The 16,699-nt window shown below is 69.5% G+C and carries 15 protein-coding genes and 2 pseudogenes; 9 read left to right on the forward strand and 8 right to left on the reverse strand.

The window, feature by feature from the left end; genetic code table 11:
• The first annotated feature begins 112 nt into the window (after positions 1–112).
• Entirely contained in the window at positions 113–958 is an 846-nt protein-coding gene (locus ACZ4SA_RS30745; RefSeq protein WP_468280998.1) for a YhjD/YihY/BrkB family envelope integrity protein, read from the forward strand.
• Between the two features lie 97 nt (positions 959–1,055).
• Here the strand turns inward: ACZ4SA_RS30745 and ACZ4SA_RS30750 are convergent, their stop codons facing one another.
• The 5 genes from ACZ4SA_RS30750 to ACZ4SA_RS30770 all read right to left on the reverse strand — a co-directional run bounded on the left by ACZ4SA_RS30750 (position 1,056) and on the right by ACZ4SA_RS30770 (position 7,743).
• On the reverse strand, positions 1,056–3,455 hold the full coding sequence (locus ACZ4SA_RS30750) for an ATP-binding cassette domain-containing protein (protein ID WP_468281000.1): 2,400 nt from the start codon (positions 3,453–3,455) through the stop codon (positions 1,056–1,058).
• Positions 3,456–3,693: 238 nt separating this feature from the next.
• A complete protein-coding gene (locus tag ACZ4SA_RS30755) occupies positions 3,694–4,110 on the reverse strand; it encodes a VOC family protein (RefSeq protein ID WP_468281002.1) in 417 nt (138 codons plus the stop codon).
• 5 nt (positions 4,111–4,115) lie between these two features.
• A complete protein-coding gene (locus ACZ4SA_RS30760; protein WP_468281004.1) occupies positions 4,116–4,541 on the reverse strand; it encodes a helix-turn-helix domain-containing protein in 426 nt (141 codons plus the stop codon).
• A 68-nt stretch (positions 4,542–4,609) separates the two neighbouring features.
• Entirely contained in the window at positions 4,610–7,003 is a 2,394-nt protein-coding gene (locus tag ACZ4SA_RS30765; RefSeq protein WP_468281006.1) for a glycoside hydrolase family 65 protein, read from the reverse strand.
• Positions 7,000–7,743 (reverse strand): HAD family hydrolase, encoded by a 744-nt coding sequence (locus ACZ4SA_RS30770; protein ID WP_468281008.1) that lies wholly within the window; start codon positions 7,741–7,743, stop codon positions 7,000–7,002. Before ACZ4SA_RS30770 ends, ACZ4SA_RS30765 begins: the two co-directional genes overlap by 4 nt.
• 141 nt (positions 7,744–7,884) lie before the next feature.
• On the opposite strand from ACZ4SA_RS30770, the gene tkt reads away from it, so the two are divergent.
• The 6 genes and pseudogenes from tkt to ACZ4SA_RS30800 form a co-directional block, all read left to right on the forward strand.
• Positions 7,885–9,972, forward strand: a complete 2,088-nt coding sequence (gene tkt, locus ACZ4SA_RS30775; RefSeq protein ID WP_468281010.1) for a transketolase — start codon at positions 7,885–7,887, stop codon at positions 9,970–9,972.
• Complete coding sequence (gnd, locus tag ACZ4SA_RS30780) at positions 9,969–11,006, forward strand: phosphogluconate dehydrogenase (NAD(+)-dependent, decarboxylating) (protein ID WP_468281012.1); 1,038 nt, start codon at positions 9,969–9,971, stop codon at positions 11,004–11,006. The genes tkt and gnd overlap by 4 nt, the downstream gene beginning before the upstream one ends.
• Positions 11,003–12,469 (forward strand): glucose-6-phosphate dehydrogenase, encoded by a 1,467-nt coding sequence (gene zwf, locus ACZ4SA_RS30785; protein WP_468281013.1) that lies wholly within the window; start codon positions 11,003–11,005, stop codon positions 12,467–12,469. The genes gnd and zwf overlap by 4 nt, the downstream gene beginning before the upstream one ends.
• Before the next feature lie 115 nt (positions 12,470–12,584).
• Positions 12,585–12,771: pseudogene (locus tag ACZ4SA_RS30790) on the forward strand (IS1380 family transposase); the annotation flags it as partial.
• Between the two features lie 57 nt (positions 12,772–12,828).
• Positions 12,829–13,266 carry a VOC family protein gene (locus ACZ4SA_RS30795; protein ID WP_468281015.1) on the forward strand — a complete coding sequence of 146 codons (438 nt, stop codon included), beginning with the start codon at positions 12,829–12,831 and terminating at the stop codon, positions 13,264–13,266.
• A 169-nt stretch (positions 13,267–13,435) separates the two neighbouring features.
• Positions 13,436–13,537, forward strand: a pseudogene (locus ACZ4SA_RS30800) (transposase); the annotation flags it as partial.
• Positions 13,538–13,622: 85 nt separating this feature from the next.
• Here ACZ4SA_RS30800 and ACZ4SA_RS30805 read toward each other — a convergent pair.
• A complete protein-coding gene (locus tag ACZ4SA_RS30805; RefSeq protein ID WP_468281017.1) occupies positions 13,623–14,246 on the reverse strand; it encodes a YceI family protein in 624 nt (207 codons plus the stop codon).
• Positions 14,243–14,677 carry a hypothetical protein gene (locus ACZ4SA_RS30810; protein ID WP_468281019.1) on the reverse strand — a complete coding sequence of 145 codons (435 nt, stop codon included), beginning with the start codon at positions 14,675–14,677 and terminating at the stop codon, positions 14,243–14,245. The genes ACZ4SA_RS30805 and ACZ4SA_RS30810 overlap by 4 nt, the downstream gene beginning before the upstream one ends.
• Positions 14,678–15,197: 520 nt before the next feature.
• Here ACZ4SA_RS30810 and ACZ4SA_RS30815 point away from each other — a divergent pair.
• Positions 15,198–15,662, forward strand: coding sequence for a hypothetical protein (locus tag ACZ4SA_RS30815; RefSeq protein WP_468281021.1), 465 nt, complete (start codon positions 15,198–15,200; stop codon positions 15,660–15,662).
• A gap of 164 nt (positions 15,663–15,826) precedes the next feature.
• On the opposite strand, the gene ACZ4SA_RS30820 is transcribed toward ACZ4SA_RS30815, so the two are convergent.
• Positions 15,827–16,138 carry a hypothetical protein gene (locus ACZ4SA_RS30820; RefSeq protein ID WP_468281023.1) on the reverse strand — a complete coding sequence of 104 codons (312 nt, stop codon included), beginning with the start codon at positions 16,136–16,138 and terminating at the stop codon, positions 15,827–15,829.
• Positions 16,139–16,346: 208 nt separating this feature from the next.
• Between ACZ4SA_RS30820 and ACZ4SA_RS30825 the strand changes: the two genes are divergently transcribed.
• Positions 16,347–16,697 carry a CU044_2847 family protein gene (locus ACZ4SA_RS30825; protein WP_468281025.1) on the forward strand — a complete coding sequence of 117 codons (351 nt, stop codon included), beginning with the start codon at positions 16,347–16,349 and terminating at the stop codon, positions 16,695–16,697.
• The last annotated feature ends 2 nt before the right edge of the window (positions 16,698–16,699 follow it).

The following is a 16,699-nucleotide window of genomic DNA, read 5'->3' on the forward strand; positions in this document are numbered from 1 at the left end:
CACACAGGCGGCGTGTTCGGCGTCGGCGGGCGTCCTGTCCTGCGCGCGGGGGGCCACCCGTCCGGGGGCATGGTCGGCAGCCGGTGAGGCGGTTCCGGGTAGGCCACGACATGTGAGCAACGAGCCGGCACGCCCGTACCGTCTTCGGCGCCTGTGGCACAGGCTGGCCGAGTCGCCGCTCGGGCTCGGCTGGAAGAGCGGCCGTGAGATCGAGCTGATGCACCGGGCCATGGGCTTCGCCGCGCTCGCGTTCCTGACCCTCGTACCCCTGCTCGTCGTCGTCGCGGCCACCGACCCGGCGAGCGGTCAGGGGTTCGCCCGCTGGCTGAGCCAGGCGCTCGGACTCACCGAATCCTCGCAGGACGAGGTCGAGCGGCTCTTCGGCCTGCCGGGGCAGGCGTTGCAGCGCACCACCGCCTTCGGTCTCGCCGCGCTCACCGTCTTCGGCCTGACCTTCGGCTCCGCGGTGCAGACCTGTTACGAGAAGATCTGGGACCTACCGGCGGCGCGCTGGCACACGATGTGGCGGCATGTCGTGTGGCTGGCGATGCTCATCGGATACCTCATGATCTTCGTGAGCACGCCGCTGCCCGACGGATCGCCCCTGTCGTCCGCGATCGGCGTCGTGGGCGATCTGGGGGGCACGGTCCTGTTCTTCTGGGCGTCCCAACGCGTCCTGCTGGGTGGACGGGTCCGGTGGCGGGCGCTGCTGCCGGGTGCCGTGGCCACCGCCGTCGGCATGCTCGGGCTACGGGTCTTCTCCCAGCTGGTCTTCTCTCCGCTGATCGCCTCGAGCGCGGTGACCTACGGTCCGTTCGGCACGGTGCTGGTGATCCAGTCCTGGCTCGCCGGCGTCGGGGTGATCGTCTACGGCGGCGCGATCGCCGGGCGCCTGGCCCACGACATGCTGACCTTGCGGCGGCTGTTCCGCCACGACGAACCGCCGCCCGGCCACTGACACGTCGTACGGCGGTCCCCGCCGCCCCGGCCCGAACTTCCGGACCCGCCGAGTGGCAGCCCCACTCGGCGGGTCCGTAAGGAACAAGCCCCACCCCTCACACGCCGACGTACTCCGCCAAGTGCTCGCCGGTCAGGGTGGCGCGGGCGGCGACGAGCTCGGCGGGCGTGCCCTCGAAGACGAGCCGACCGCCGTCGTGGCCCGCGCCCGGGCCCAGGTCGATGATCCAGTCGGCGTGTGCCATGACCGCCTGGTGGTGCTCGATGACGATGACCGACCTGCCCGAGTCGACGAGCCGGTCGAGCAGGCCGAGCAACTGCTCGACGTCGGCGAGGTGGAGGCCGGTGGTCGGCTCGTCGAGGACGTAGACGCCGACCTTCTCGGCCATGTGCGTGGCCAGCTTGAGCCGCTGCCGCTCGCCGCCGGACAAAGTGGTGAGCGGCTGGCCGAGGCTGAGGTAGCCGAGCCCGACGTCGGCGAGCCGCTGCAGGATCTTGTGCGCGGCCGGCGTGTGCGCCTCGCCGGAGCCGAAGAACTCCTCCGCCTCGGTCACCGACATCGCCAGCACCTCGCTGATGTCGCGGCCGCCGAGGAGGTACTCCAGCACCGAGGCCTGGAACCTCTTCCCCTCGCAGTCCTCGCAGGGGGTGGCGACGCCCGCCATCATCGCCAGGTCGGTGTAGACGACGCCGGCGCCGTTGCAGGTGGGGCATGCGCCCTCGGAGTTGGCGCTGAACAGCGCCGCCTTCACACCGTTGACCTTCGCGAACGCCTTGCGAATCGGGTCGAGCAGTCCGGTGTAGGTCGCCGGGTTGCTCCGCCGCGAGCCGCGGATCGGACTCTGGTCGATCGACACCACACCCGCGTCGGCGGCTCCCGACTGCTTCGGCAGCGACCCGTGCAGGAGGGAGCTCTTGCCGGAGCCGGCGACACCGGTGACCACCGTAAGCACCCCGAGAGGGATGTCGACGTCGACGTCGCGCAGGTTGTTCGCCGTCGCGCCGCGGATCTCCAGGGCGCCGGTGCGCTTGCGTACCGCCTCCTTGACGACGGCCCGGTCGTCAAGATGGCGGCCGGTGACGGTGTCGGCGGCCCGCAGCGCCTCGACGGTCCCCTCGAAGCAGACGGTGCCGCCACCCGTACCGGCCCCGGGGCCGAGGTCGACGACGTGGTCGGCGATCGCGATCGCCTCCGGCTTGTGCTCCACGACGAGCACGGTATTGCCCTTGTCCCGCAGGCGCAGGAGCAGGTTGTTCATGCGCTGGATGTCATGGGGGTGCAGGCCGATGGTGGGTTCGTCGAAGACGTAGGTGACATCGGTGAGCGAGGAGCCGAGGTGGCGGATCATCTTGACGCGCTGCGCCTCGCCGCCCGACAGCGTGCCCGCCGGCCGGTCGAGCGCGAGATAGCCGAGGCCGATCTCCACGAACGAGTCGAGGGTCCGCTGCAGCGCGGCGAGCAGCGGCGCCACCGACGGCTCCTCGAGGCCGCGGACCCACTCGGCCAGGTCGCGGATCTCCATCGCGCAGGCGTCGGCGATGCTGATCCGCTCGATCTTCGAGGCCCGGGCACCTTCGCTGAGCCGGGTGCCGTCGCACTCGGGGCAGGTGGTGAAGGTGACGGCCCGCTCCACGAACGCCCGGATGTGCGGCTGCATCGCCTCCTTGTCCTTGGACAGGAACGACTTCTGGATCTTGGGGATCAGCCCCTCGTAGGTGAGGTTCACGCCGTTGACCTTCACCTTGACCGGCTCACCGTAGAGGAAGTCCTGCAACTCCTTCTTGGTGTACTCGCGGATCGGCTTGTCCGGGTCGACGAAGCCTGACTGGGCGTAGACCTGCACGGTCCACTGGCTTTCCGACTTCCAGCCGGGGATGGTGAACGCGCCTTCGGCGAGCGACTTGGAGTCGTCGTAGAGCTGGGTGAGGTCGATGTCGGAGACCGAGCCCCGGCCCTCGCAGCGCGTGCACATGCCGCCGGTGCGGTTGTAGGCCGCCTTCACCGCCTTCTTGGCGCCGCGTTCGACGGTGATCGCCCCGCTCGCCCGGACCGAGGCGGTGTTGAAGGAGTAGGCGCTGGGCGGGCCGATGTGCGGCTTTCCGAGCCGGCTGAAGAGGATACGCAGCATCGCGTTGGCGTCGGTGGCGGTGCCGACCGTGGAACGGGGGTCGGCCCCCATCCGCTGCTGGTCGACGGTGATCACGGTGGTCAGTCCGTCGAGGACGTCGACCTCGGGCCGCGCGAGGGTCGGCATGAAGCCCTGCACGAAGGTGCTGTACGTCTCGTTGATCAGCCGCTGCGACTCCGCGGCGATCGTGTTGAACACCAGCGAGCTCTTGCCCGAGCCCGAGACGCCGGTGAACACCGTGAGGCGGCGCTTCGGGATTTCGATGCTGACGTCCTTGAGGTTGTTCTCGCGGGCGCCGTGCACACGGATGAGATCGTGGCTGTCGGCGGCGTGCGGCGCAGGCGACTGCGTGTTCGTCCTCTTGGTCATGCTCTTTGTATCTCCATCTGTCGGTCAAAGCCGCCTTCGCGGGCTCCTCGGGCGTCGCCTGGCTCGATCCGCCCGGCTTCGAGCAGTACGTCTTGTTCTCCTGCGCCGGCGCGTTGTTCTCCTGTGCCGGCGCGGCAATGGTGCGCAACCTCGCGGCCGGGCATCTCCCTCACCTTCCGTGCAGCCTCAGCGCGGCGCGGCGCGGGATTCACCATGAGGGCGTCCGCGGGACCGGAGCTCACTGCTTGCGGGGCCCGGTGAAGCGCAGCATGTTGCCGGAGGGGTCGCGGAAGGCGCAGTCGCGGACGCCGTACGGCTGGTCGATCGGCTCCTGCAGCACCTCGCCGCCCGCGGCGCGGATGCGTTCGAAGGTGGCGTCGCAGTCGTCGGTCCTGAAGATGACACCGCGCAGCAGGCCCTTCGCCAGCAGTTCCGCCATGGCCTGACTGTCGGCGGGCGAGGCGTTCGGGTCCGCGAGCGGCGGTTCGAGGACGATCTCGACGTCGGGCTGCGACGGCGAGCCGACGGTCACCCAGCGCATCCCTTCGAATCCGACGTCGTTGCGTACCTCCAGGCCGAGAACGTCACGGTAGAAGGCGAGCGCCTTCTCGTGGTCGTCGACGGCGATGAAGCACTGGGAAAGTGTGATGTCCATGCGCTTCACGCTACGGGCGGCCGGGCGGGTTGCGCTTCTCCATTCCTGACCGGTCGCGTGTGGATCTTCGCGATGCAGGCCGGGACGGCGGCGCCCTCGTCATGGCGGCGGGCCCGGTAGGAGCTCGGGCTCTCGCCGACCAGCTCCGTGAACCGCGAGCTGAACGACCCCAGCGAGGTGCAGCCGACGGCGAAGCAGACCTCGGTGACCGTCAGGTCGCCCCGCCGCAGCAGCGCCTTGGCCCGCTCGATCCGCCGCGTCATCAGATAGCTGTACGGCGTCTCGCCGAAGGCGGCACGGAAGCTGCGGGAGAAATGGCCCGGGGACATGAGGGCGAAGCGCGCCAGCGCCGGAACGTCGAGCGGCTCCGCGTACTCGCGGTCCATCAGGTCACGGGCCCGGCGCAGCCGGACGAGGTCCTCCAGTGTCACGCGACCACCATCCCACAGCGCCGCGCGCCGCTGGGTCGGCTGTGGAGGCCCGGCTGCGCCGAGGACCCCTACGCGGGTGTGTCGCCCTCCGCGCCCGGGGCCCCGCCGTAGCGGTCGCCCTGCCGGTCCGCGGGGCGACGTGTCTTCGGCTGTTCCGGCTCGGCCCGGGCCGTCACCGGCGGCAGCGGCCGCTCGGTCGGCCCGGCGGCCGTGACCGTCAGCGCTTCGCCATGGTGGAGGATGTCCAGCGGTTCGCCGTGGACAAGGGTGTAGCGGGCGATACCGCCGCCGACCTCCACGCGCAGCCGCCGTCCCAGCACCACGACGCTGAACGCCAGCCGGGACAGTTGCTCGGGCAGCCGGGGCGAGAAGCCGAACACCCCGTCCCGCAGCCGCAGACCACCGAAGCCGAGGACCAGGGCGATCCAGCTGCCGGCCAGGGAGGCGATGTGCAGCCCGTCGCGGGTGTTGTGCTCCAGGTCCTCCAGGTCCATGAGGGCCGCCTCGCCCAGATACGCGTAGGCCAGCCGAAGGTGCCCGGTTTCCGCGGCCATCACGGACTGTGTGCACGCCGAGAGTGAGGAGTCGCGCACCGTCAGCGCCTCGTAGTAGGCGAAATTGCGGGCCTTCTCCTCAGCGGTGAAGGCGTCTCCGCGCGTCTGCATGGCGAGCACCAGATCCGCCTGTTTGACGACCTGCTTGCGGTAGAGGTCGAAGTACGGGAAATGCAGCAGCAGCGGATACTGCTCCGCTTCCGTGGCGTCGAAGTCCCACTGCTGGCTGCGGGTGAAGCCCTCCGACTGCTCGTGGACTCCGAGCGCCTCGTTGTACGGGATCGCGACCGCTGCCGCCGCGTCCCGCCAGGCCGCGGTCTCCTCCTCGTCGACGCCCAGTTCGCGGGCCCGGTCCGGGTGCCGTAGGGCGGCCTCCGCCGCCGCCACCAGATTCTGCTGGGCCATCAGGTTGGTGTAGAGATTGTCGCGCGCCACGGCGCTGTACTCGTCGGGCCCGGTCACGCCGTCGATGTGGAACGTGCCCTGGGAGTCGTGGTGGCCGAGAGAGTGCCAGAGCCGGGCCGTGTCCACCAGCAGATCAAAACCCGGCCCCCTGTCGAACACCTTGTCGCCGGTGGCGTTCACATAGCGCTGCACCGCGTCGGCGATGTCCGCGTTGACATGGAAGGCCGCGGTTCCGGCCGGCCAGTACGCCGAGCACTCCTGCCCGGTGATGGTCCGCCACGGGAAGGCGGCTCCGGCCAGGCCGAGCTGGCGGGCCCGCCGACGGGCGACCGGAAGCGTCGAATGGCGCCAGCGCAGCACCGGAGCGACCGCCTGCGGCGCCGTGAAGGTGAGCACGGGCAGGACGAAGGACTCGATGTCCCAGAACGAGTGGCCGTCGTAGCCCGTCCCCGTCAGCCCCTTGCCGGGGATGGCTCGTTCCTCGCCCCGTGCGGCCGCCTGCAGCATGTGGAAGAGGGCGAACCGCACTGCCTGCTGGATCTGGGAGTCTCCGTCCACCTCGATGTCGGCGCCGGCCCAGAAGTGGTCCAGATAGGCGCGCTGTTCGGCGACCAGACCCTCCCAGCCGGTGGCATGGGCGGCTGCGAGCGCGGCGTCCACCTGGTCGTGGACGGCGGGCAGGGACCGCTGGCCGGACCACCCGTACGACACGTACTTCACCAGCCGGAGCCGCTGCCCCGGTGTCAGCGAGCTGATGACGGTGAGCCGGCTGACGTCCGGCTCGCTGTGGGCGTCCCAGGTGGTGCCCTCCGGCCCCTCGACCAGGTGGTTCGCCGCCGCTCCCACGAACAGACCGCTGCGCTCGGTGCGGTGCACCAGCCGGAGCCGGGTGTCCTGCGCGTAGTGCTCCTGCGAGCGGAGCGGGGAGTCGATGGCGGCGGCGATCCGCGGGTCGCTTCCGCTGGCCGGCAGCTTCTCATTGGCCACGAGCTCGGACTGGAGGACGACCCGTGCGTCGCCGTCCAGCGGCTCCACCTCGTAGGCGACGGCAGCGACCGCCCTCTGGGTCAGCGACACCAGCCGGGTGGAGGTAATGCGCAGTGAGCGGCCGGTCGGGGTGGTCCAGTGCGCGGTACGGGTGAGCAGCCCGGAGCGGAAGTCCAGCACCCGCTCATGCGCCGTCAGTTCGCCGTAGCGCAGGTCGAACGGTTCGTCGTCGACCAGTAGTCTGATGATCTTTCCGTTGGTGATGTTGATCATCGTCTCGCCGGATTCGGGGTAGCCGTAGCCCGCCTCCGCGTACGGCAGCGGGTGCAGCTCGTGCACACCGTTGAGGTAGGTGCCCGGGAGACCGTGCGGCTCGCCCTCGTCGAGGTTGCCGCGCCAGCCGATGTGCCCGTTGGCCAGGGCGAAGACGGACTCGCTCTGGGCAAGGACCTCCAGATTCAGCTCGGTCTCGCGCAGCCGCCACGGTTCCACCGCGAAGCTCGGGTGGCTGATCACCGGACCTCCAGCAGCTCGGCGAGATCACTGACCACGCTGTCGGCGCCGTGCCGGCGCAGCGCGTCGGCCTGCCCGGCCCGGTCGACACCGACGACGAGACCGAACCCTCCGGCCCGCCCGGACTCCACCCCGGCCAGCGCGTCCTCGAACACGGCGGCCGCGCCCGGTTCCACGCCCAGCGCGCGAGCCGCCGCCAGATAGGTGTCCGGCGAGGGCTTCCCGCGCAGATGCTGCTCCGCGGCGACGATCCCGTCGATGCGCTCCTCGAACAGGTCGGCGATGCCCGCGGCGACCAGCACGTCATGGCAGTTGGCGCTGGAGGAGACCACCGCGCGCCGCAGGCCCGCGTCCCGTACCGCCCGCACGTACGTCACCGAGCCCTCGTACGGCTGCACGCCCTGCTCGTGGATCAGCCGGAGCACCAGATCGTTCTTGCGGGTGCCGAGGCCGTACACCGTCTCGGCGTCCTGCGGGTCGTCGGGCGTCCCCTCAGGAAGCTCCACGGAGCGCGAGGCGAGGAAGGTGCGGACCCCGTCGGCGCGCGGTCTTCCGTCCACGTACTCGTCGTAGTCACGCACCTCGTCGAAGGGCACGAACGGCGTGCCGTCGCGTTCCGCTCTGCGACGCAGGAAATCGTCGAACATCTCTTTCCACGCCGCCGCATGGACGGTCGCGGTCCGGGTGAGGACGCCGTCGAGGTCGAACAGGCATGCTTGCACATGAGTCGGGAGTCCCAGCATGGCGGCGAGTCTATGAGCGGCTCCACCACCCGGCACGGCGGTACGGCCACCTGGCGGAGCCCCGCAAGCGCCGGAATGCAGGTCGTCGTGAAGTGGCGTGTACTGGACTGGCCGGATCTTGCCGAACATCAGGGAAGGCCCATGACCGACCTGGACACTCTGTCGGTGAACACCATCCGAGGCCTCTGCATGGACGCCGTTCAACAGGCCGATTCCGGCCATCCGGGTACGCCGATGGGGATCGCGCCCGTCGCGTACACGCTGTGGCAGAGGTTTCTACGATTCGACCCTCAGGACCCCATCTGGCCCAACCGCGACCGCTTCGTTCTTTCCGAGGGACACGCGTCGGTGCTGCTGTGGTCGCTGCTGCATCTGACCGGGGTCCGTGCGGTCGACCCCGACTACGAGGTGCTGGGACGCCCGTCGGTGACGCTCGACGACCTCAAGTCGTTCCGCCAGCTCGACTCCCGCTGCCCCGGTCACCCCGAATACCGCTGGACCAGCGGTGTCGAGACCACGACAGGGCCGCTGGGCCAGGGGGTCGCCACCTCCGTGGGCATGGCGATGGCCGGCCGATGGCTGGCCGGGCGGTACAACCGGGACGACTTTCCGCTCTTCGACTTCGACGTGTACGCGCTGGCCGGCGACGGCTGCATGATGGAGGGCATCGCCTCGGAGGCCGCCTCGCTCGCCGGGCACCACCGGCTGTCCAACCTGTGCTGGATCTACGACTCCAACCGGGTCACCATCGAGGGCCACGCGGACATCACGTTCACCGAGGACGTCGCCGCCCGATTCCTCGCGTACGGCTGGAACGTGACCACCGTCGCCGACGCCAACGAACTCGACGCCGTCGAGCGCGCGTTCCACACCTTCCGGGCGGAGACCGAGCGGCCCACCCTGATCGTCGTGCACAGCCACATCGGCTACGGCTCTCCCGTCGAGGACTCGCCGAAGGCCCACGGCTCGCCCTTCGGACCCGACGGAGTGCGGGCCACCAAGCGCTTCCTGAGGATGCCGGAGGACGAGCACTTCCTCGTACCCGACGGTGTCCGTGACTGGTTCGACCAGGGCATCGGCGCCCGTGGCGCCGCGCTGCGCACCGCCTGGCAGAAGCGGTTCGACGCCTACCGGGCCGCCTGGCCCGATCTGGCCGACGAACTGGAGCGCATGCAGCGCCGCGACCTCCCCGCCGGCTGGGAGAGCGCGCTGCCCGACTTTCCCGCCGACCCCAAGGGCCTGGCCACCAGGGACTCCTCGGGCCAGGTACTCAACGCTCTCGCGCAGCGCGTGCCGTGGCTGATCGGCGGATCGGCCGACCTCGCGCCGTCGACCAAGACCCGGCTCACCTTCGACGGCGCGGGCGACTTCGAGCCCGACGACCGGTCCGGACGCAATCTGCACCTCGGCATCCGGGAACACGCCTCCGCGGCCGTCGTCAACGGCATGGCGCTGACCAAGCTGCGGCCGTACTGGTCGGGGTTCCTCATCTTCTCCGACTACGCCAAGGCGGCCATCCGGCTGTCCGCGCTGATGGAGATCCCGGCCGTCCACATCTTCACCCACGACTCCATCGGTGTCGGTGAGGACGGGCCCACCCACCAGCCCGTCGAACAGCTCGCCGGACTCCGCGCCATGCCTGGCCTGCTGGTCTTCCGGCCCTGCGACGCCGGTGAAGTCGTCGAGACATGGCGCGTGGTCGCCGCTCTCCGCCACGAACCGGCGGCTCTCGTGCTGTCCCGCCAGGCTCTTCCTACGCTCGACCGGTCACGGCTCGCCGCCGCGTCCGGAGTCGCACGCGGCGCCTATGTCCTCGCCGACGCGCCCTCGGGAGAGCCGCAAGTCATCCTGATCGCCACCGGATCGGAGGTGTCCCTGGCGTTGTCCGCCCGCGACGAACTCGCCGCGGACGGTATCGAGGTCCGGGTGGTCAGCATGCCGTGCTGGGAGTTGTTCGACCGTCAGCCTCAGGAGTACCGCGACCAGGTCCTGCCGCCGGCGGTGACCGCACGGGTCGGCATCGAGCAGGCATCGACGTTCGGATGGGACCGGTACGTGGGGGACGGCGGCGCCCTCATCGGCATGCACACCTATGGCGCGTCGGCACCTCTGAAGCAACTGCTGACGAAATTCGGTTTCACCACCCAGCGAGTCACCGAAGTGGCACGCGAGTTGCTGGCAACACGCACGTACGCGGCAAGCCACGGAGAACGGGGAGTCCGGCCATGACCACTGACACCGGCACTACACTCCAGCTCGGCATGATGGGGCTCGGCCGGATGGGAGCCAATCTCGTACGCCGGCTGATGCGCGCCGGCCACCGGTGCGTCGTCTACGACCTCGATACCTCTGCCGTGCGGGAGTTGGAGAAAGAAGGAGCGACAGCCGCCTCCTCGCTCGAGGACTTCGTCGAGAAACTGGAGCGTCCCCGCAATCTCTGGCTGATGCTGCCCGCCGGCGTGGTGCAGGGCGCACTCGAACAGCTGACGGCCCTGCTCGACGCGAACGACATCGTCGTCGACGGCGGCAACTCGTACTACCGGGACGACATGGCCCGGGCCCAGGAACTCGCCCGGCACGGCGTCCACTACGTGGACTGCGGCACGTCCGGCGGAGTCTGGGGCCTGGAGAGGGGATACTGCCTGATGATCGGCGGCGACCCGGATGCGGTGGCGCGGCTGGACCCGGTGTTCCGCACCATCGCCCCCGGTTCCGGCAGCGCCGAGCCCACGCCGGGCAGGACCCGCGCCGACGGAACCGCCCCCGAGGGCTATCTGCACTGCGGACCGAGCGGTGCCGGCCACTTCGTGAAGATGGTCCACAACGGCGTCGAGTACGGGATGATGGCCGCCATCGCAGAGGGCCTCAGCATCATCAAGCACGCGGACGCCGGCCTGCGAAAGCGCTCGGTCGACGCGGAGACCGCCCCGTTGCGCGAGCCCGAGGCCTACCGGTACGAGATCGACGTGGCCGAGGTCGCCGAGGTGTGGCGCCGAGGCTCGGTGGTCGGTTCGTGGCTTGTCGATCTTGTCGCCGACGCGCTGGCCCGTTCGCCACAGCTCGACGCGTTCACCGGCCGGGTCTCGGACTCCGGGGAGGGACGCTGGACAGTCCTGGCGGCGGTCGACGAGAGCGTGCCCGCGCCCGTCATCAGCGCCGCCCTGACACAACGCTACGAATCGCGCGGTCTGGGGGAGTTCACCGACAAGGTGCTGTCCGCGATGCGCGGCGAATTCGGCGGTCACGCCGAGAAGGCGGGGTGACTGTGCCGAGCGCCGGCTCCGGGACGGGGAAGCACGGCCCGCTCCCCGACGACCATGTCATCGTGCTGTTCGGTGCGACCGGCGACCTCGCCCGGCGCAAGCTGCTCCCCGGTCTTTTCCACCTGGCCAAGGCGGGACTGCTGCCCGCCCGCTACCGCATCGTCGGCTCGGCGCCGGCCGCCGTCGCGCCCAGCGACGAGGGCTTCCGTGCCCACGCGAGGGATGCGGTCGCCGAGTTCGGCAGCTCCAAGCCGCAGGGACCGGCCTGGCAGCAGTTCGAGGACGCGCTGTCCTTCGGAGCGGCCGACCCCGACGCCCCCGAGCCACTTCTGGCCGCGATCGAGCAGGCCGAGCGGTCCATCGGCGGCAGCCCACGGCGACTGTTCCACCTCGCCGTCCCGCCGGCCGCGTTCACCTCCGTCGTCAAGATGCTCGGCGCCACCGGCATGGCGGAAAATGCCCGGTTGATCGTGGAGAAGCCCTTCGGCACGGACCTGCCCTCGGCCCAGGCGCTGAACGCGACGATCCACGCCGTCTTCGACGAGTCCCGTGTTTTCCGCATCGACCACTTCCTGGGCAAGGAATCGGTGGACAACATCCTCGCCCTCCGTTTCGCCAACGGCCTCTTCGAACCGGTGTGGAACCGCGACCACATCAGTCATGTGCAGATCGACGTTCCGGAGGAAATCGCCATCGAGGGCAGGGCCAAGTTCTTCGAAGGGACCGGGACCTTCCGGGACATGATCGTGACCCACCTGTTCCAGCTCCTCGGATTCGTCGCGATGGAACCCCCGGCCACGCTCGCCGCGCAGCCCTTGCGGGACGAGAAGGAGAGGGTCTTCCAGAGCCTGCGGCCCCTGGACCCCGCCCACGTCGTCCGCGGCCAGTACGACGGCTACCGGAACGAGCCCGGTGTCGACCCCCGTTCCGACACCGAGACGTTCGTCGCCCTGCGCGTGCACATCGACAACTGGCGGTGGTCGGGCGTGCCGTTCTACCTGCGATCCGGCAAGGCGCTGGAGCAAGGGCGCCATGTCGTGACGCTCGGCTTCCGGGAACCGGTCCTGCGGATGTTCCCCGCGACCCCGCAAGGTGCTCATGCGCCCCGGAACAACGAGTTGGTGATCGATTTCGACGACCCCGGCCGGATCGCCGCCCGCTTCCTGGTCAAGGAGCCGGGCCCCGACATGCGGCTCGGCGAGGCCGAGATGCTGTTCAGCTACGCGGAGTCCTTCAACACCAGGCACGCCCTGGAGGGCTACGAGCGCCTCATCCTCGATGCGATGGTCGGCGACCAGGCCCTGTTCACCCGCTCGGACGGCATCGAGCGCCTGTGGGCAGCGTCCACCCCGCTGCTGGAGAAGCCGCCGCCGGTGCAGCCCTACGCACCCGGCTCCTGGGGACCTGAAGGGATCCATCGTCTCATCGCGCCGCACCGCTGGTTCCTGCCGGACCACCGCTGACATCGGGCCGGTCCCCGACCGGCCTGCGAGAGTGTGCTCACCAGTGCCTGCCAGCCGCCGTGCGGTGCGCTCCGGCCGCGAGAGGTGCAGCACCTGGTAGCGGTCGCCGACGGCCGTCGCCCTGGCGGTCGCACTCGGCGGTGACTGCCTCGCGGATGTCGCGATGCTGCGGTGCGAGCCGGCCGTCTTCTCGCGTCGCCTCTGACCGACGGTCTCCCGCGTGATCGATGTCCTTACCGCCGGGCAAACACGCTCCGGACGCCGGTCGACAGGTCACGGTCGACCTCGACGGTGTCCTGGTACACGGCTGCGTCCTTGCCGGCAGTACCTGATCGGCCCCGCTCGGTAGCATGCAACGCATGGCCATCAAACTTGAGAACGTCGGCATCGCCGTTCGCGACCTCGAAGCAACGATCTCCTTTTTCACCGACCTCGGCCTCACGGTCGTCGGCCGTGACACGGTCAGTGGTGAGTGGACCGACACTGCCGTCGGCCTTGATGGCAATCACGCCAACATTGCGATGCTCCAGACGCCAGACGGTCACGGTCGCCTTGAGCTCTTCGAGTACATCCACCCCGAAGCGATCGAGTCGAAGCCCACTCGGCCCAACGAGATTGGCATGCATCGCGTCGCCTTCTCAGTCGACGACATCGATAAAGCCCTTGAGGTAGCCGCAAAGCACGGATGCCGTCCGCTTCGCGGTGTGGCGACCTACGAGGACGTCTTCAAGCTCACGTACGTCCGCGGTCCCAGCGGCATCATTGTGATGCTCGCCGAGGAGCTGAAGAAGAACTGACGGCCGATCGGGTCAATCAGCCTCGCGCGGGGCCACTCTGGACGGCCGGTCCTTCCCGGCTACCGTCAACTCTGGACGGCCGGTCCTTCCCGGCTACCGTCAACTGCTGGCCTGGGCTCGTTCCTTCGGAACACTGCGGCGAGCAGGAGTCGAATGCACCGACCACCGCGGCGTCGGTCCGGACACCGCCGCAGCCCTGCTCGTAGCCGCCGGCGACAACCCGGACCGGCTGGGCAGCGAGGCATCCTTAGCCGCACTGTGCGGCACCAGTCGACATCCATAGGGGCATCTGTGCAAGCCACACCCCGTGTTGCCGTTCGCTGCTCGGTTCGGCTCGCAGCCCGACCTGGTCGCGCTCAGGCGGCCGTTTCACCGGCCTCGAGGACGGCCTCGACGTCGACCATGACATCGACCATGGGGCTGACGACCACTCCGCCGCGGTCGACCACGTCGTTCCAACTCACCCCGAAGTCATGTCGATCGATACGCGTCGTGGCGGCGAAACCGGCGCGTCGCCTGGGCCCGAGGTCCCGCCCCTCCTCCCACCAAGGGGTATCCCACTGTCCCAAGTAAGTGACGTCGAAGGTTACGGGGCGTGTCACGCCACGTACCGTGAGATCTCCGGTGACCTCGAACTCGGTTCCGCTCATTTGACGAATGCACGAACCGACAAACGTCCACGACGGGTGGTGCTCGACGTCGAAGAAATCGGCACTGCGGAGGTGGGCGTCGCGCTGGGGCTGACCGGTGTACACCTGGGTCGCGTCGACCGTCGCCTCGACGCGGGCCTTCTCCGGCTCGTCGGGATCGACCTCCAGCAAGCCGTGCACGTTCTTGAGCTGCCCGCGCACGTAGGTGACCATCATGTGCCTGGCGCGGAACTCCGCCGCGGTATGACCGGGCTCGAAGAACCATTTGGTCCTGGCCATGTGCACCCCTAACGGAATTGTCTCTTCAACCAAGGTGGCTCCGTGCGTCACCGGTGTTCGTTCACGCCCTCAGCGATGAGGGAGACGCTGATGCCCAGCATCCAGACGTCCTTGGCCAGCACGGTTCCCTGCTCGGTCGGGCCCAGGCTGCCTTCCCGCCGCATCCCCGGCGTCCGCAGGTAGAGCCCGAGGGTGCCAACGGAGAATGCGGTCAACGCAACCCCGGCGACAGCGGCAGGGATGACCGGCAGGAGCAATGAGGTGGCAATGGCGATCTCTCCGGCGGAGAGCAGCCGGAGAGACTTCTCGGCGTCGAGCTTGCCCGGGAACGGGTACGTGGTGGCGGCGAACTGCTGCGGCCTTTCAGCGGTGGCCTCGTTCGTTCCGCGTTTCGACAGTGCGGACTTGAGGAAGAACGTGCCGACCGTGAGCCTGAGCGGCAGTTGCCGTGCTGCGGAACGCCATGCTGGGCCTGGTGCCATGCCGAGCCTCCCAACATTCACCCTCACATACCACTCTGCCATCCGCCAGAAACATGTCAAACGGGGACCAATCGCATCTGCCGGTCGAGAGCGGCCACGGCGTACGCCACCCCGGCCCGCCGACCGTCAAGCTTCCAGCCGCCAGCGCCCGAGCCCATCCAGTTCCTGTCCAAACGGCATTGCTCCCTGACCCAGGGCTGATGCGTTCTCACTCGGCGAGACGTACTGACGGGGCGGTGTCTCGACGGGACTGGCGGTCGTCCGGGTTGGAGATGGCGGACTGCGCGCAGCAGCAGACGATTCTGGTCGGCGACCCTCCGAGCTGCCCCGTCCACGGCACCGCCATGACGGAGGCGTGCCCCCGGCGTATGAAGCTCTCCGCAGCGGCGCCCGGTCTGGGAGTGCCCGCTTGTGGTCAGCAGTCCGACTGCGAAAGCGGCTACTTTGCTACGCGGCAGGTCCGAGCAGGCACACACATGCGCGCGATCGCACGGGGGCTGCTTCACTCACGGGAGGCGGAATGGCACACGTGGAACAGACCGTTCAGGTCTTACTCAACTTCGTCACTGGAGAGAGCAGTTCGGGCAACACAGTGGTCCTCGTCATCGGCCACTCCAGCAGGCTGGAGATCGAGCGGCCTCAGGAGGGCGAGACCACCCGGGACATCGTCTGCGCCCATCAGGACTGCGGTCGGCGGCTTCGGGTGCGGATCCTCGGCCTCCAGGAGACCAGGGCTCGACGGCGGACCCTGCGGCGACGGGCCGCGGTCGCCGGTCTGGCCGCCATCGTGTCGTGGACGCTGATGGCCGTGCTGCTCGGCCTGCCCTCGGCCGCCTTCTTCGGCCTCGCCGCTCCTGCGCTCGCGGCCACCGCAGTCATCCTGGTTGTCCGTGCCCACGGACACGTCGGGATCGGCCAGCCCGACGAGGTGCTGACCGGCCCCTACGGGGGGCCCGCCGCGAAGGGCCGCCACGTCATCGTCTGAAGGGACACGCCGGGACCCCACCCGCGCCCTGCCCCCGCAGGAGAGCCGGCCGGCCACGGCGTCGGTCCGGGTGAGTCAGGGGCGGTATGGGCTCGAGCAGGCTGTCCGACAGCGCCCGCATCTGCGCGACGTACTCCTCCACGGCGGCCCTGAGCGTGGACGCCTCAGCCGGGCAGGAGCCACTCGGCCTCGACTGCCGGGTCGCCGGGCGGCTCATCGGCCGCGAAGGACAGCGACTCCTTGAGGTCGGGTGGGGTCTCGATGCCGTCCGCATCAGCGTTGCCTCGGCTCCCGGGCCCAGCCAGCCGCGCTCGCCGACCCGTACCGCGTATCGCTCCTTCGCTGCGGCCGGCAGCCCGCAGAACTCGCACGCGGCCGATCGGACCCGAGAGCGCAGCGCGTCCGGTCACGCCCTGCCCGGTGACGAGCAGAAATCCGGCCGACCGCAGCGCCCGGTCGATCTGGGCACGGGCCACGGGTCTTCGGCGAACCAAGGCCGCAGATCGGATGGTGGGGAGGGTCGCACAACAAACTTCCAGTGCCCGGGCTCCTTCGGGCAAGGCGTCCCGCGCCGGACAGGATTTCAGTTTTCCTGCGAGATCGACGAGTTGAAGTCTTTCATGGTGCGGGCAGAACAGACAGAGGATCGCCGACGGGGCGATCCGGAGGCAGGAGGAGGGCTTGATGACCGGGCAGGTCGGCACGGCGCGGACCGAGTCAAAGGGCGACGACATCACACCGGACGACGGCCGGTTACTCGTCGAATTCCCGCCGGGGCGCGGTATCCGGCAGGTCGCGGTCGGCCCCGCCGATCTGCTCCGCCGCTCGGAGGACGCGGTGAACGCCGCCATGGGAACCATCCGTTCCATGGCACAGCGGGTCAACGCAGCAGTCGGCTCGCTGCCGCGACGGCCGGACGAGGTGGAGGTCGAGTTCGGTATCACGCTGGACGCCGAGAGCGGCGCGATGATCGCCAAAGCGGGCGTCGGCGCGGCGCTCACGGTGCGGCTCACCTGGAGCGCGGACGGTCCATGACG

The organism is Streptomyces sp. NPDC027962, assembly GCF_055566095.1.